The sequence below is a fragment of the uncultured Eudoraea sp. genome (assembly GCF_947260015.1).
GTDB lineage: Bacteria > Bacteroidota > Bacteroidia > Flavobacteriales > Flavobacteriaceae > Eudoraea.
Genome location: NZ_CAMYOM010000004.1, coordinates 25,438 through 41,761 on the forward strand (window position 1 = coordinate 25,438; position 16,324 = coordinate 41,761).

Below are 16,324 nucleotides of genomic sequence, written 5' to 3' on the forward strand. Positions count from 1 at the left end.
GTAATCCACTCATTTTAAAATAATTAGTATTTTTGGCACGATATTTTCTATGTAATAAAACGAATTAAATGATGAAGACAAAAGTTCTTTTAGTAGCTGTAGGTTTATTGCTTTGGTCTAACACATTTTCGCAACGGGGTGTAAGAATAGGTTATGTAGACATGGAGTATATTCTTGAAAATGTAGAAGAATACAGAGATGCAAGCGAGCAGTTGGAAAATAAAGTCCAACGATGGAAAATAGAAATTGAGCAGAAGCAAAGCGAAGTTGATCAAATGAAGAAGGATTTGATGGCGGAAAAAGTGTTGTTGACAAATGAACTTATCCTTGAACGAGAGGAAGAAATTCAAATTCTGGAAAAGGAAATGCTTGAATACCAGCAAAATCGATTTGGACCTAATGGCGATTTGGTCCTGCAAAAGAAAAGGTTAATTCAGCCTATACAGGATCAGGTTTTTAATGAAGTACAAAAAATTGGAACCAATAAAAAGTACGATTTTATTTTTGATAAATCGGCGGATGTTGTAATGTTGTACTCCCAAAAAAGACATGACATAAGTGAATTGGTGCTGAGGGGAATAGCGCGGACCAGGAAGGTTAGTGCACCAAAAGCAAAGGCGAAGACGAAAAGCCAGTTAGAAACCTTTGAAGGCGATCCTGAAGAAGAGGAAATAAGTGATGCCCTTCTCGAGAGACAGACAATGGCAAAGCAGGCGGAAGAAACAAGAATTAAAACTGCCGACGAGCGGAGGGAAGAACAACTTAGAATAAGAGAAGAGCGTAAAAAAGCTTATGAAGAAAGAAGAAATAAATTATTAGAAGAACGGGAAGCTAAGAGGAAAGAAAAAGAAGAAGAAAGAAAACAAGTAATTAAAAAGAACGAAGACACTAAAAACTAAACTCGAAATTAATTAAATTAACATTCAAATAGTAAATTCAGAAATCATGAAACAGTTTAAAAAAGTAGCAATAGCCATAGTTTTATTAGTAGCCGCTACTAGTTTTGTAAATGCACAAAACAAAATCGCTCATATCAATGTAACAGAATTATTGGGTGAGATGCCAGAAATGAAGGCCGCGCAGGCAGAGCTACAAAAACTACAGGAAACATACAGGGCAGATATTGAAAGTTCTATGACAGAGTTAAAGAATAAATATACTCAGTACTCCAATGAAGCTACTACAAAATCTGAAGAAGAGAATCAAAAAAGAGCTCAGGAACTTCAGGGTTTTGAAAAAAATATTGGGGACGCGCAACAAGCGGCACAACAGGAATTAGCTAAAAAGCAAGCAGAATTATTTGAGCCCATTTCTATAAAGGCAAAAGCAGCCATAGAAAAAGTAGCTGCTGCTCAAGGATATGATTATGTGATAGATGCTACCCAGGGTGGTGGTTTAATTGTTGCAAAAGGAAAGGATCTTTTAGCCGAAGTAAAACAGGAATTAGGATTTTAATTTTTACTTTGTATAACTTAACATTAAAACTGTCCTTTTAAGGGCAGTTTTTTTGTTTAATTTTTTTTAAAGAGAAGTAAACTTCAAATCTTTTATGATCAACAGGCAATCTAGTACTAATAGAGTAACTGGGAGAAGGTTGTTTTATAATATCTTATTAGGTACTGAATGCTTGTTTTAGGAATGTATAACTTTGTTAGCGAAAATTATTTATAGTAAACCGCATTTTACATGAATGCAAAACCCATAGGTATTTTTGATTCTGGAGTAGGAGGTACTTCCATATGGAAGGAAATACATGCTCTATTGCCTTATGAGAATACTATTTATCTCGCAGATAGTAAGAATGCACCTTATGGTCAAAAAACCAGAGAAGAAATAATTGCTTTAAGCGTTAAGAACACTGAACTTTTGCTAGCAAGGGGTTGTAAACTCATTGTTGTTGCCTGCAATACAGCTACCACTAATGCAATATCACATTTACGAGAAAATTACAAGGTCCCTTTTATAGGTATTGAGCCAGCTATTAAACCGGCGGCTCTTAATTCCGGAACAGGAACGGTGGGAGTATTGGCAACAAAAGGAACTCTAAGCAGCAGTCTCTTTTTAAAAACCTCAAAGGATCATGCTGGCGAAATAACCATTGTTGAGAAAGAAGGTATTGGCCTTGTTCCATTAATTGAAGCTGGAAAAATAAATACTACTGAGACCAAAGAATTATTGATTAGCTACATTAAGCCTATGCTCGAAGCAAATATCGATCATATTGTTTTGGGGTGTACACATTATCCCTATTTAATTCCAGTTTTAAGGGAATTATTACCACCTCATGTGAACATAATTGATTGTGGCGCCGCTGTGGCAAAGCAAACTATGGCGGTACTAAATAAAGAAAATCTCCAAAATCCTAAAAAAACCCCTGGCAATATTCAGTTTTATACCAATAAGGATACAGAGATCTTAACTTCTTTTCTGAAAGATGTTGATGAAATTAAGCAAATTACATATCTAAATTTTTGAAGCTACTGTCGGCAAAATAAACTTTATCCCTGGCAATTAATATGGTTTATACGAAGGTTGAAATTGGAAATTTTAAATTTTCCCTATAGTATCCGTCTTCGGTATGTTAGATACGTAAAGTTGTAATTATGTCTTTCATCACTTGGGTGAAATTCCTCCCTGGTTCGTTTCCATATTTTTTCATCTATTTCCGGAAAATAGGTATCAGCTTCAAAAGTTTCATGGACTCTGGTGATTTCCAGGATATCGGCATGAGGCATCCCCAAATCATAGATTTCTCCACCACCTATAATATATGATATGTTATCATTATGAACCAGTTTCAAAGCTTCATCCATAGAATGAACCACAATACATGAGGGCAAATCCAGACTGTAATTGCTGTCTCGTGTAATAATTATATGCGTCCGATTTGGAAGTGGTTTTGGAAAACTTTCAAATGTCTTCCTGCCCATAATAATTTTATGACCAGTTGTTAATTGCTTAAAACGTTTAAAATCGTTTGGAAGGTGCCAGAGAAGATCATTATCCTTTCCCAAAGCATTATTCATCCCAATGGCGGCTATCATAACAATTTTACCCACTAATCTTTTTTTTTATAATTAGTCATTGGAAAATCGGTTTCAATTTCGTTTTGAAGTTCCTTAATACGCTGCCTTTGTTTTGCGATTAATTTTTCACGCTGTTCACGTTCCCAGTCAATCCCCATAAATTTTTCGGTGACATAGACATTTACTATATGGACAACAAACAAGAAAGCCCAAAAAGTAATAGCCCATATAAACCAGTTATATTCCTCACCGTATTTTAATATTTTGTTGATTAAAATAAGAAATACACTCCCTATAAGAAATAGTACAAAATGAACGTATAGATTTTTTTTTTGCTTAATTCGTTTATGCGCATACTCTAGCTGTTCATGCTGTTCTCTATCTATAGTGGCCTCACTTTTATTTTTGGAAAACATTCTAATAGCTATCTTTAGACACAAAGATACAGTAAATCAAAAATTACAATAACTATCAATGATTCTAAATAATAGAAAATCGTATCCTGTCCTTAACCATTGTATTTACGTAAATACTGCCGCATATGGTCTTTTGAGCGACGAGCTTTTGGAGTGGCGTCAAAATCACGATTTGGATTATCTAATTGGTGGTAGTTCTTTGAAAATTGAGAGTTTAGGCTTAATAAGCGAAGCAAGAGAAATGGTTGGAAAGTTTTTTAACTGTAAGAGGGATCTGGTGGCCTTGGTTCCAAATTTTTCCTTAGGGCTGAATATACTTCTGGAAGGCTTAGATAGTGGAGAACATATATTGCTACTTAAAAATGACTACCCTTCTGTTAATTGGCCTTTTGAAAGTCGGGGTTTTGAAATTTCTTATGCTAAAATAGATGAAAAGTTAGAAAATAATATTTTAGAAAAAGTCAGGACTAATGCCATAACGGTATTGGCTCTTAGCTTAGTTCAATGGATAAACGGCATACGTGTGGACCTGGGTTTCCTAAAATCATTAAAAAAAGAGTTCCCACAGCTTCTTATCATTGCAGACGGCACTCAATTTTGCGGTGCTTTTGCAATGGACTTTGAAAATTCGGGGATCGATATATTAGGGGCGAGTGGGTATAAATGGCTGTTGGCAGGAACGGGTAATGGATTTATGTTATTTAAAGATTCAGCCAAAAGAAGATTCACAATTAAAACCACTGGATTTAATTCCGCTAATGCCGTTCTCACCGCTAAGAGTGCTATACCCTTTAATAAACACTTTGAGCCAGGACATCTGGATAGTCTAAATTTTGGAAGCCTGAAATGTGCATTGGGAATACTGAACGATATGGGGATGAAAGAAATTACAGCTCATAACGAGAACTTAAGTAAAAAGGCTAGTAAGGGTTTTGACGAATTAGGTCTATTAAATAAAGATGTTAGCCATAGAAATCAGCATAGTACCATTTTTAACATTAAAGGCAGTAATGTCTTATTCAACCATTTAATCAAAGAAAATGTAGTCTGCTCCAGACGTGGAGAAGGCATCCGACTTAGTTTTCATTACTATAATACAGATAAAGACATAGATTCCATTTTAGAGATCATTAGAAAAATGTAGTAGTAATTACCTACTTGAAAAAAGAACCACTCCATTTTTACTAAAATGAACTAAAATGCTATAATATTATAAGAAATTAATAAATATGATATTAATCATTGGCAATGAGGGATTTAATGTATTATTTTTGCAGCGTAATAACAAAAATTAAAAAATTATGTCAATCGCAAAACAATATTTAAAAACAAAGCCGATATGCAAAGTTACTTTTACAGTACCTGCTGAGGATGCAAAAAAAGTTGCTGTAGTTGGAGATTTCAATAATTGGAATCCTAAAGGAAGCATGTTGAAAAAACTTAAAAACGGAACTTTTAAAGGAACTTTTGATTTTCCGAAGGAAAATACTTACGAGTTTAGATACCTCGTAGATGGAAATTATGTTAATGAAACAGAAGCAGACCGTTACCAGTGGAATGAATTCGCTGGTTCAGAAAATGCTGTATTAGATCTGTAATTAACAATTAGCATTAAAGAAACCGGGATGTTCTATTAACATCCCGGTTTTTTTATTCAACAATTTCTACGCCTTTCCAAAAAGCTACTGACCCCTTTATTTGTTTTGCCAGTTCACTGATCTCAGGGTAATACCAAGCCGCATCTTTGTTTTCCGCTCCATTAACTTCCAGGGTATAATATGATGCTACACCTTTCCACGGGCATGTGCTATTTGTTGTACTCGGTTTAAAAAATTCTTTTTTAATGCTTTCAGCCGGAAAGTAATGATTATTCTCAACCACAATTGTATCGTTACTTTCAGCAATAATTGTATTATTCCATATGGCTTTCATAATTATTTTTTTAAAATATAGTTTTTATAAAATTTATTCTCATCACTAAAAATTCTGCTTATCTGCATTCCAGCTTTATCAGCTAACCATGCGACTATATTGTCGTCATATTTTTGCGAAATTTCTGCATGTATAGTTTCCCATGCATTAAAAGTTACAGTAAGATCAAGCCCGTTAATATGAATTGTCTGATTTTCCTTGGATACCAAATAACTTTTAGCAGTCCCTGTTTCCGGATCATATACTTCCCAATGTTTGAACTTATCGAGATCAAAGTTGGCACCCAACTCACTGTTTATTCTGGCCAGCAAATTTTTATTAAATCTTTCGGTAACCCCTGCATTATCATTATATGCATTTAAGATGGTCTGCGGATCTTTTTTTTGATCAAAGCCAATAAATAAAAGATCATCGTCATTCATTAATTTTTGAATACTCGTCAAAAATTCCACCGCCTGCGGATGAAGTAAATTACCAATATTTGAACCCAGAAACATAATAACCTTCCTCTTGTGTTCCATGGAACAGAGCTGTTCAAGGGTTTCAAAATAGGTTCCCTGTAAAGACTTTACATTTACCGATGGAAGTTCATTGCTTATGGATTCCTCAAGTTGATTCAGAGCATTCTCGCTAATATCTATGGGGACATACTGAAAGGGAACCCCCTCAGCCGCAAGTTGTCTCAACAGAATTTTGGTTTTCTTTCCATCTCCCGCGCCCAGTTCAATAAGGTCGAATTCCTTTGAATCTTTAAAAAATGCCCGGCATATTTCATCTTTAAACTTATCAAGAATTTGATACTCGCTATTTGTCAGATAGTATTCTGGCATGTCCATAATTTCCTGAAACAACTTATCTCCTTTTGCATCATAGAAATATTTTGATGATAAATGTTTAGGAAAATCAGTAAGTCCTTTATAGACATCTTTATGGAATTCAGATGTTGAAATCAATGTGGTTTTTTGTTGCATGATGCTTTTGTCGTAATTATTTGGCCAACCTTAACCCGGTATACTGCCATCTTAGATGGGGGTGAAAAAAATTACGGTACGTAGGGCGCGTATGATTAGACGGCGTGGCGAAAGATCCTCCACGAAGGACTTTCTGACTTACCATGAATTTACCATTATACTCACCCAATGCTCCCTCTTCTTTCTGATAACCAGGGTAAGGCAGGTATGTGCTTTCTGTCCATTCCCATCGGTCGCCCCATGGGAAATATTTTTGCGCTACTTCCCATTCAAATTCAGTTGGCAAGCGGTAACCCTTCCATTGTGCAAAGGCAAAGGCCTCATAATACGAAAGATGAGAAACTGGAGTATTTGGACTAATTTTTCGCAGTCCTTCAAGGGTATAGTTATGCCATTCTCTGTTAATATTATGCCAGTATAGGGGGGAAATAATCTGATTTTTGCAAACCCAATCCCATCCTTCGGCATGCCACAATTCAAAAGAATTATACCCGCCATCATTAATAAATTCCAAATATTCCTTATTGGTTATAAGTTTATTTGAAATTTCGTAAGCATGCAAATACACCTTATGTCTTCCTAATTCATTGTCAAAGCAAAAATTATCCAGGTCGTGGCCAATTTCATATATGCCGGCATCAATTGAAACCCAATCCTGTTGGTGACTTTCTTCCCTGTGTTCATTAATTGTATCTGTATAAGCTGGTAAAAGTGGATTATTACCGAGAATGTATTTTATATCCGTTAATAACAGTTCCTGATGCTGCTTTTCGTGGTGTATACCAATTTCTAAAAGTTGAAGAAGTTTCTCGTCTGGTTCAGTATCCAAAAGTGTTTTGATAGCATTAGTCACATAATTTCTATAATTATATACCTTTTGGACTGATGGTCTTGAAAGATTGCCACGGTCTGCGCGGATGACTCTTTTTCCCACAGTTTCATAATAGCTGTTGAATACAAATGAAAAGTCTTCATCGTAAACCTTATAATCCTTTAAATAAGGTTTTAACAGAAACTCTTCGAAGAACCAGGTCGAATGTCCAAGATGCCATTTAGGTGGGGAAACATCTTCTACGGGCTGAACCACATAGTCCTCAATTTCCAAAGGGGCACATATGGTTTCACTTTCTTTTCTGGTGATTAGGAATGTGTCCAGGAGTGTCTCGGTAACGAGCATAGCGCAATTTTTCTTTTAAATATAGGGATTTATGCGCGGAGATAAAATTATTTAATAATTACACAGCTACTGCTCCTTTGATATGCGGATACGGATCGTAATATAACAGCTTAAAATCTTCAAATTTAAAATCAAAGATATTTTCGACTTCAGGATTGAGGACCATTTTTGGCAATGGTCTGGGTTCTCTGCTAAGTTGCAGTTCTATTTGCTCTAAGTGATTGTTGTATATATGTGCATCGCCAAAAGTATGGATAAATTCACCAGGGGCATAACCACAAACCTGAGCCATCATAAGAGTAAAGAGGGCATAGGAAGCGATATTAAAAGGAACCCCTAAAAAAATGTCGGCACTTCTTTGGTATAACTGACAGGATAATTTTCCATCAGAAACATAAAACTGAAAAAAAGCGTGACAGGGGGGAAGTGCCGCTTTTCCGTTAGCAACATTTTCAGAAAAAGATTTTGAAGTATCTGGTAATACACTTGGGTTCCAAGCGGTGACAAGCATCCTGCGGCTATCAGGATTTTCTTTTAAGGTTTTAATGACCTCTGTAATCTGGTCTATATTCTCTCCATTCCAATCACGCCACTGATGACCATATACAGGTCCTAATTCCCCATTTTCATCTGCCCATTCGTTCCAGATCCGGACGCCATTTTCCTGCAGGTAATTAATATTGGTATCCCCTTTTAAAAACCATAGCAATTCATAAATGATCGATTTCAAATGCAGTTTTTTGGTGGTAACCATTGGAAAACCTTCACTGAGGTCAAAACGCATTTGGTAGCCAAAGACACTATAAGTGCCGGTTCCGGTCCTGTCAGATTTTTGAGCACCCGTTTTAAGAACGTGCTTTAGTAGATCGTGGTATTGTTTCATAAAAAGTAAACTTTCAAAGACGAATTTAATAAAAGATAAATTGGATTGGTTTTTGAGTTTTAAAAACTTATTAACCAGGCCGGATTTCCTACTGATTTTTAAAAAGGATCTAACCCAATATCATCCCTGCGATTGTAGCGGACAAGAGCGAAGCAAGAGTTCCCCCCAAAACTGCTCGCATACCAAATTCAGAGAGTGTTTTTCTCTGACCGGGCGCTAAGGAACCTATTCCACCTATTTGAATTCCAATTGAAGCGAAATTGGCAAAACCGCATAACATATAAGTGCCCATAATTATAGATTTATTATAAGCAAAATGTGCAGGGTTAAGGACATTTTTTAATTCTGCCAATTGTATATAACCTACAAATTCACTGGCTGCCAGTTTTATCCCCAATAATTGCCCCATTAGCATAATATCCTCAGTATTTACCCCAATAAGCCACATCAATGGTGCGAAGACTGCCCCCAAAATGGCTTCAAGTGAAAAGGAATCGTATACAGTGTTAGAAGAAATCCATTCATTAAGCGTAGTAAAGTCTCCTATCCAGCCCAAAATACCATTAATCATAGCAATAAAGGCTATAAAAACCAATAGCATTGCCCCAACATTTACAGCCAGCTTTAGCCCTTCGGTTGTTCCGTTAGCAATTGCATCAAGAAAATTGGAACCTATTTTTTCATTGGATACTTTGATCTCTTTGTTTACAGCTTCTGTTTGCGGATAAAGTATTTTAGATATAACTATGGCTCCCGGAGCGGCCATAACAGAAGCTGCCAATAAATGCCTTGCGAATTCTAATCGAAGTATTTCATCTGACCCTCCCAAAAAGCCAATATATGCGGCCAATACCCCTCCAGCAACAGTAGCCATTCCTCCAATCATGACCAATAGAATTTCTGACCGGTTCATTTTCTCTAAATATGCTTTAATAAGTAAAGGTGATTCCGTTTGTCCTAAAAATATATTACCGGCTACTGATAGGCTTTCAGCACCGGAGATACCCAACGTTTTTGTGAGTAACCAGGCTAAAGCTTTGACAACCTTTTGTATAATTCCTAAATAAAATAGCACAGAGGTAAGCGCAGAAAAGAAAATGATGGTGGGTAGAATCTGGAACGCAAAGACATATCCAATGTTTGGATTATCTACATTCAACAAGTTACCCAGCAGAAATTCGCTGCCGACAAGCGTATAATCAAGAATATTTACAAAAAATTGCCCGGCGACCCTAAAAATGTCCTGAATGAAGGGTACCTGCAAAATACCTATGGCTAGCAGGAGTTGAGCCACAACGCCTATACTTGTAGTTTTCCAATTAATTGCTTTTCGGTTTGCACTGAAGATATAGGATATTAAAATGAGCATAAACATCCCTAAAACACCTCTCCAAAGCGAGTTAATGGAGAATCCCTGATTAGGCGTTATAATGTCTATTGTCTGGGTGGAAATGTCATTTAAGGTAGTAGTATCAATTGTAATTGACAGAGAATCCGGAATAGTAGCTACCTGAGCTATTACAGGTAATGAAAAAATGAATAAAAATAAAAGAATCCAAAACCTGAGGTTCATAGAAGAGATACTAAATTATCAATTGCGTTTGGAAATTTCATCTCTCAATTTTGCAGCTTTTTCGTAATCTTCGCTTTTAACAGCCTTGTCTAATTCCTTGTTGAGTTCTTCGAGGCTTAATTCCTTATATGGAGTAGTTGTACCCGGATCTATTTCTACAGTTTCGCCTTCCTGCAGAATCTCATCAACCACAATACTGTCATCACCCTCTTCCTTGTCTTTCTCCTTTGAAGAAAACTTAAGGAAAATACCGGCTTTGTCCAAAATGGTTTTATAAGTAAAAATTGGTGCATTAAAGCGAAGAGCAAGAGCAATAGCATCACTCGTCCTGGCATCTATTATTTCTTCAATTTTATCACGCTCACAGATAATGCTGGAATAAAAAACACCATCCACCAGTTTATGGATGATTACCTGCTTTACGACTATATCAAACCGGTCAGAAAAATTTTTGAAAAGATCATGAGTAAGGGGTCTGGGCGGTTTAATCTCTTTTTCCAAGGCAATAGCAATTGATTGCGCCTCGAAAGCCCCAATAACAATGGGCAGTTTTCTGTCGCCATCCACTTCATTTAGAATAAGGGCATAAGCCCCGTTTTGTGTTTGGCTATAGGAAATTCCTTTTATTTTTAACCTTACTAAGCTCATATTTGTATGTAAACCTCCAATGGTTGTTTAAATAAAGGGTGTCCATATATTTTAACAGCCTTTTGGGGGCACAAATTAACAAAAATTAAGCGTTTTGGGCCTTAAATTCTTTTAATTTTTCAATGAGTATGGGTACTACTTCGAAGGCATCACCCACTACACCATAATCTGCAGCCTTAAAAAATGGTGCTTCCGGATCAGTATTAATTACAACTTTTACCTTAGAAGCATTGACTCCGGCCAGGTGTTGGATTGCTCCTGAGATTCCTATAGCAATATAAAGATTACTGGCCACAGGTTTCCCTGTTTGTCCAACATGTTCGCTATGTGATCGCCATCCCATATCCGAAACTGGTTTAGAGCAGGCAGTGGCAGCTCCAAGAACATCAGCTAATTCTTCAATCATGCCCCAATTTTCCGGACCTTTCAATCCTCTTCCTCCGGACACGACTATATCTGCATCGGCTATAGTCGCTTTACCGACTACTTTGTCAATATTCACTGATTGAACAGAGAAATCGGAATCATTTAAATCAGGTTCAAAGTTCTCGACCTTAGGGCTTACTTTATTTTCAAATATTCCATAGGCATTACTAGATACTCCAATAATATTTATATCGGTTTTAAACTGTGTATGGGCAAAACCTTTGTTGCTAAAAGCCGTTCTTTTTACAACCAGGGGATTAGTACTTAGTGGCGGAGCAACCACATTAGTGCAGTATCCCGCTTTTAGTGCCCCTGCGAGGATGGAAGCCATATATTTGGTATCGGTACTGGAACTAACAACAATAGTACTAGCTCCTTCATTTTCCACTGCCTGAGAAATAGCTGTTGCAAATGCCTTTGCGTTAAAAATGGAAAGTTTATCATTAGTAACTTTCAATATTTTTGAAACTCCATAATTTCCAATTACCTCAGAATCTGGGGCATTAATAGTTATTGCGGTAACTGAAGTGCCTAATTGTTCCGCTAACTTGTGCGCATATGAGGCAGCCTCGAATGCATTTTTTTTGAATTTACCGTTATCGGATTCCGTATAAACAAGTACTGACATAATTTTCTTTTATAGATTAATTTCAAAATTTCCGTGAACTTTGAAAGCTGATTTAATATTTATATGACCTTTGCTTCATTGTGCAACAGATCAATTAATTGGGAAATATTATCTGCTTCCACAAGTTTCACTGCACCTTTGGCTGCAGGTTTTTCGAATTTAATATCTTCTGTTCCATGGTTAGCTTCAACTGGTTCCAGGACATTTAGCTTTTTTTGACGAGCCGTCATAATCCCCCTCATATTTGGAATACGAAGGTCACTTTCTTCTACCAGACCTTTTTGTCCACCAATAATCAGGGGAAGCGTAGTAGAGATTTTTTCCTTACCTCCATCAATTTCCCGAATAGCTGTGGCAGTATTTCCTTCAATTTCTAGCCCTATACAGGTATTTATAAAATTAAAATTTAAAATGGCTGACATCATACCGGGAACCATACCCCCATTGTAGTCTATAGATTCTCTGCCCGCTATGATAAGATCATAAGCACCTGTTTTAATAACTTCACTGAGCTGCTGTGCAACAAACAAGCCATCAGTTGGTTCTGCATTTATACGAACAGCCTCATCTGCCCCAATTGCCAGAGCTTTTCTAATTGTTGGCTCAACTTCAGGACCTCCAACGGTTGCTACATGAATAGTTGCCCCCTGTTTTTCTTTAAACCACATGGCACGTGTTAAACCAAATTCATCATTTGGATTAATTACAAATTGTACGCCATTGGTATCAAATTTAGTATCTCCTTCAGTAAAATTGATTTTGGAAGTAGTGTCCGGCACGTTACTTATACAAACTAATATTTTCATGCTTATTTTGCGTTTTGTACATTAAAAAATGTGGCTGCTAAGATAGCTATTAATTTTCAAATTTACTATGCACGCATAGTAAATTTTACATCTTTTTTTAATACTCTGGCAGGGTTAATTGGTAGATATTTTCCTATTTTTGTTGGCATTTGAAAATGAATTTTTTAAAAGGGGGATCACAATAAGATGAAGACCATACAATTTAGGCAGGCAATCGCTGAAGCAATGACAGAAGAAATGCGAAGAGATGAATCCATTTATTTAATGGGTGAAGAGGTCGCAGAATATAATGGCGCCTATAAGGCATCAAAAGGAATGTTAGACGAATTTGGGCCTGATCGTGTTCTTGATACTCCAATTTCTGAATTAGGATTTGCAGGAATAGGTGTTGGATCTGCAATGAACGGTAACAGGCCTATTATTGAATTTATGACCTTTAATTTTGCTCTGGTGGGTATAGATCAGATAATAAATAACGCTGCAAAAATCAGACAGATGTCCGGCGGTCAGTTTAATTGCCCAATTGTTTTTCGTGGACCTACAGGCTCTGCAGGCCAATTGGGTGCGACACACTCACAGTCATTTGAAAGCTGGTTTGCCAATTGTCCGGGTTTAAAAGTGGTTATACCCTCTAATCCAAATGATGCTAAAGGTCTTTTGAAAATGGCAATTCGCGATGATGACCCGGTTATCTTTATGGAGTCTGAACAAATGTATGGAGATAAAGGTGAAGTTCCTGAGGGAGAATATACTATTCCTTTGGGAGTAGCAGAAATAAAAAGAGAAGGTAATGATGTTACCATTGTTTCTTTCGGAAAAATCATTAAAGAAGCTTATAAAGCAGCGGACGAATTGGAGAAGGAAGGTATTAGTTGTGAGATAATTGACCTGCGTACTGTAAAGCCAATGGATAGGGAAGCGATATTAAAATCTGTAAAGAAAACAAACAGATTAATTGTTCTGGAAGAGGCGTGGCCATTTGGAAACGTTGCAACGGAGATAACTTATTTGGTACAATCGGAAGCTTTTGATTATCTGGACGCACCTGTCATAAAAATAAATACAGCGGATACTCCTGCACCATACTCCCCTGTATTGTTGGAAGAATGGATCCCCAACTATAAAGATGTGATAAAGGCTGTTAAGAAAGTGTTATATAAATAAATTAAGTGATTTTGTAAAGGTATCTTAGCTTCGTCGACCAAGGTTGGACGAAGCTTTTTCATGAAAGGAATTCTATTCGAAGTCAATTTACCCTAAACCATAATTGCAAATTTTGCATTTTCGATTACTTTGGATCGAGAATTGCAATATTCTAAACTAATGAAAAGATTCCAGCTATTCTTTCTTTTTTTAGCGCCTTTATTTATCTGGTCTCAGACAAAAGCTGGTGGTATTGTAGTTGATGAGGAAGGTGTCCCTGTCGCATTTGCCAATGTTGTATTTAAAGGCTCTACCGAGGGGGCCATAACTAACGAAGATGGCTTATTCTATTTAGAATCCTCAAAAAAATACAATTCACTGATCATATCATTTATTGGCTATAAAACAGAGGAATTAGAATTGCCAAAACGTGTAAACTATAATCTCAAAGTTGTAATGTTTCATGGTGAACAATTAGATGAGGTTGTGGTCTATATGGGGAAACAATCTAAGAAGAATAATCCCGCAATAGATATACTAAAGAAAATATGGGCTAAAAAAAAGATCAATGGTCTTCGAATGTTTAATCAATATCAATATGATAAATATGAAAAGGTAGAATTTGACCTTAATTCTATTGATAGCGCTATGATGACGAGTAAACTTTTCAAAGGAATGGAATTTATATTTCAGGATCTGGATACTTCAAGAATTACCGGGAAAACCTATTTACCAATTTTTTTAAATGAAACCTCAAGTAAAGTATATGGTGATAATATTCTTACCCAGACCAAAGAGGATGTTTTAGGAAATAAAAATTCGGGATTTAGTAATAATCAGGCCATAATAGGATTTGTAAAGGATCTTTATTCGGAATATGATATTTATGATAAGTATTTAAAGTTTTTTGACAAGAGTTTCCCCAGTCCCGTTTCCGAAGCCGGAATTGATACCTATAATTACGTGCTTTCAGATAGTGCTTACATAGAAAATAAATGGTGCTATCATATTATTTATTACCCCAGGCGTAAAAATGAACTCACATTTAAAGGTGATTTTTGGGTAAATGATTCAACTTTCGCCATAAAGAAAATCAACCTGGAGGTTACAAAAAGTGCCAATATAAATTGGGTGAAAGAAATTTATATTGAGCAGGAATTCGAGGTAGTTAATGATTCGGTATTCTTGCTAAAAAGAGATTATATGCTTAGTGATTTTAGCTTCTTTAAAAAAGAAAAGTCAAAGGGGGTCTATGGAAAAAGAACTACAGTTTATGGGAATTATAAATTTAATGTTGAAAGGCCTAAACAGTTTTATAAAAATAAGACGGATCCTTTTAACCCAATAACTTTTGAAAGGGATAGCGTATTTTGGGAAAATAATCGATTGGAATCCCTTAATAAAGACGAACAGGGGATTTATTCTCTCTTAGATACCTTAAAGACTGTACCGCGTTTTAATACAGCTTATGACATTGTAAGTGTTTTGGCATCTGGTTATGTAGAAATTGATAAATGGAATATTGATCTTGGGAGTATTTATAGTGGTTTTGGGTATAACGAGGCCGAAGGAATTAGATTGAGAGGCGGGGCCAGAACCTATTTTGGACAAAATGACCCATGGCGTATAGAAGGGTATATGGCATATGGATTTAAGGATGAAAAATTTAAGTATGGTATTTCGGGCAAGTGGCTGCTGGATAAAAAGACCAGACTAATACTTTCCGGAGGTAACCGCCGGGACATAGAGCAATTGGGAATTAATCTTACCCAAACAACAGATGTGCTTGGCAGAAGTGTGGCCTCTTCCGCAATATTTACCGTTGGCGCCAATGACAGGCTTACCAATATTAACCTTACTACTTTCAATACAGATATTGAGCCTCTAACTAATTTGCGGATTCGCTTCGGGAGTTCTTATCGAACATTGAGCTCTGCCCTGCCGGATTCATTTAGTCTGGATTATATAGATCCCACATCTCCTACAGGAATATCTTCAGAGATAAAACAGTTTGAATTAAGTACAATACTATTATACACGCCGGGTAAAAGAACTATTGGCAGTGGAGTAGAGCGCAGAAATGTAAATGATAATTATAGCACACTTTTATTAAATTACACAAAAGGGTTAAAAGGTTTCTTTCAAAGTGATTTTGAATTTGAAAAAATTCAGTTTTCTTATACACAACCATGGCAGATTGGAGGTTTTGGAAGATTGTCAAGTACTGTTGAGGTTGGTAAGACGTTCGGATCTGTACCGCTTGGCCTATTGAGCGTAATACCTGGAAACCAAACATTATGGACGATTTATAATACATTTCCAAACTTGAATTTTTACGAGTTTGTAACAGATACCTATGCCACTATTCATTTGGAACATAATTTTAATGGCCGGATTTTTTCAAGGATACCTATTATTCGGAATTGGAATTTAAGAGAAATAGTAGGTTTAAGAGGAGCATGGGGTACTTTAACGGATGAAAATATTGCACTGAGCAGTCCGACAAATATTCCATTAATAGCCCCTTCCGATAAGATTTACTGGGAATACTCCTTTGGCATTGGTAATATCTTTAAGGTTTTTAGAATCGACTTCAATTTCAGAGGCAATTACCTGGAGAATCCGGATGCTCGTCCTTTTAGTATTAAGGGAACCTTTGGTTTTAGTTTTTAAATCTTAAGGGTAAACGATTTAA

Annotated in this window: 17 protein-coding genes; 7 read left to right on the forward strand and 10 right to left on the reverse strand. The window is 36.3% G+C overall.

All coding sequences use genetic code 11. From position 1 onward, the window contains the following. Window positions 1-71 precede the first annotated feature (71 nt). The 3 genes from Q0X66_RS03390 (at window position 72) to murI (ending at window position 2,475) form a co-directional block, all read left to right on the forward strand. A complete protein-coding gene (locus Q0X66_RS03390; RefSeq protein ID WP_297703332.1) occupies window positions 72-899 on the forward strand; it encodes an OmpH family outer membrane protein in 828 nt (275 codons plus the stop codon). Between the two features lie 46 nt (window positions 900-945). Further along, window positions 946-1,455 (forward strand): OmpH family outer membrane protein, encoded by a 510-nt coding sequence (locus Q0X66_RS03395; protein ID WP_297703179.1) that lies wholly within the window; start codon window positions 946-948, stop codon window positions 1,453-1,455. Between the two features lie 231 nt (window positions 1,456-1,686). Then, a complete protein-coding gene (murI, locus tag Q0X66_RS03400) occupies window positions 1,687-2,475 on the forward strand; it encodes a glutamate racemase (protein ID WP_297703181.1) in 789 nt (262 codons plus the stop codon). Window positions 2,476-2,558: 83 nt separating this feature from the next. Here the strand turns inward: murI and Q0X66_RS03405 are convergent, their stop codons facing one another. Together Q0X66_RS03405 and Q0X66_RS03410 are read right to left on the reverse strand one after the other, a co-directional pair. Then, window positions 2,559-3,059 (reverse strand): dihydrofolate reductase, encoded by a 501-nt coding sequence (locus tag Q0X66_RS03405; protein WP_297703183.1) that lies wholly within the window; start codon window positions 3,057-3,059, stop codon window positions 2,559-2,561. Continuing rightward, window positions 3,059-3,442, reverse strand: coding sequence for a 2TM domain-containing protein (locus Q0X66_RS03410; RefSeq protein WP_297703185.1), 384 nt, complete (start codon window positions 3,440-3,442; stop codon window positions 3,059-3,061). Before Q0X66_RS03410 ends, Q0X66_RS03405 begins: the two co-directional genes overlap by 1 nt. Before the next feature lie 58 nt (window positions 3,443-3,500). Here Q0X66_RS03410 and Q0X66_RS03415 point away from each other — a divergent pair, with 58 nt between their 5' ends. Together Q0X66_RS03415 and Q0X66_RS03420 are read left to right on the forward strand one after the other, a co-directional pair. After that, window positions 3,501-4,586 carry an aminotransferase class V-fold PLP-dependent enzyme gene (locus tag Q0X66_RS03415; protein WP_297703187.1) on the forward strand — a complete coding sequence of 362 codons (1,086 nt, stop codon included), beginning with the start codon at window positions 3,501-3,503 and terminating at the stop codon, window positions 4,584-4,586. Between the two features lie 157 nt (window positions 4,587-4,743). Continuing rightward, window positions 4,744-5,040, forward strand: coding sequence for an isoamylase early set domain-containing protein (locus Q0X66_RS03420; protein ID WP_297703189.1), 297 nt, complete (start codon window positions 4,744-4,746; stop codon window positions 5,038-5,040). Window positions 5,041-5,092: 52 nt separating this feature from the next. Here the strand turns inward: Q0X66_RS03420 and Q0X66_RS03425 are convergent, their stop codons facing one another. From Q0X66_RS03425 to Q0X66_RS03460, 8 genes are all read right to left on the reverse strand, one after another. Next, the gene (locus tag Q0X66_RS03425) at window positions 5,093-5,374 is read right to left on the reverse strand and encodes a DUF427 domain-containing protein (protein WP_297703191.1); all 282 of its coding nucleotides are present in this window, start codon (window positions 5,372-5,374) and stop codon (window positions 5,093-5,095) included. 2 nt (window positions 5,375-5,376) lie between these two features. Next, a complete protein-coding gene (egtD, locus tag Q0X66_RS03430) occupies window positions 5,377-6,345 on the reverse strand; it encodes an L-histidine N(alpha)-methyltransferase (protein WP_297703194.1) in 969 nt (322 codons plus the stop codon). A gap of 16 nt (window positions 6,346-6,361) precedes the next feature. Further along, the gene (gene egtB, locus Q0X66_RS03435) at window positions 6,362-7,522 is read right to left on the reverse strand and encodes an ergothioneine biosynthesis protein EgtB (protein WP_297703196.1); all 1,161 of its coding nucleotides are present in this window, start codon (window positions 7,520-7,522) and stop codon (window positions 6,362-6,364) included. Window positions 7,523-7,580: 58 nt separating this feature from the next. Next, complete coding sequence (locus tag Q0X66_RS03440) at window positions 7,581-8,405, reverse strand: thymidylate synthase (RefSeq protein ID WP_297703198.1); 825 nt, start codon at window positions 8,403-8,405, stop codon at window positions 7,581-7,583. Between the two features lie 109 nt (window positions 8,406-8,514). Then, entirely contained in the window at window positions 8,515-9,978 is a 1,464-nt protein-coding gene (locus tag Q0X66_RS03445) for a nucleoside transporter C-terminal domain-containing protein (protein WP_297703200.1), read from the reverse strand. 18 nt (window positions 9,979-9,996) lie between these two features. Beyond that, on the reverse strand, window positions 9,997-10,626 hold the full coding sequence (locus Q0X66_RS03450; protein WP_297703202.1) for a bifunctional nuclease family protein: 630 nt from the start codon (window positions 10,624-10,626) through the stop codon (window positions 9,997-9,999). Window positions 10,627-10,711: 85 nt separating this feature from the next. Then, window positions 10,712-11,680: an electron transfer flavoprotein subunit alpha/FixB family protein gene (locus Q0X66_RS03455; protein ID WP_297703204.1), complete on the reverse strand. Its 969-nt coding sequence runs from the start codon at window positions 11,678-11,680 to the stop codon at window positions 10,712-10,714. Window positions 11,681-11,739: 59 nt separating this feature from the next. Next, on the reverse strand, window positions 11,740-12,486 hold the full coding sequence (locus tag Q0X66_RS03460; RefSeq protein WP_297703206.1) for an electron transfer flavoprotein subunit beta/FixA family protein: 747 nt from the start codon (window positions 12,484-12,486) through the stop codon (window positions 11,740-11,742). A 186-nt stretch (window positions 12,487-12,672) separates the two neighbouring features. Here Q0X66_RS03460 and Q0X66_RS03465 point away from each other — a divergent pair, with 186 nt between their 5' ends. Then, the gene (locus Q0X66_RS03465; protein WP_297703208.1) at window positions 12,673-13,650 is read left to right on the forward strand and encodes a pyruvate dehydrogenase complex E1 component subunit beta; all 978 of its coding nucleotides are present in this window, start codon (window positions 12,673-12,675) and stop codon (window positions 13,648-13,650) included. A 159-nt stretch (window positions 13,651-13,809) separates the two neighbouring features. After that, entirely contained in the window at window positions 13,810-16,302 is a 2,493-nt protein-coding gene (locus Q0X66_RS03470) for a DUF5686 family protein (RefSeq protein ID WP_297703210.1), read from the forward strand. The last annotated feature ends 22 nt before the right edge of the window (window positions 16,303-16,324 follow it).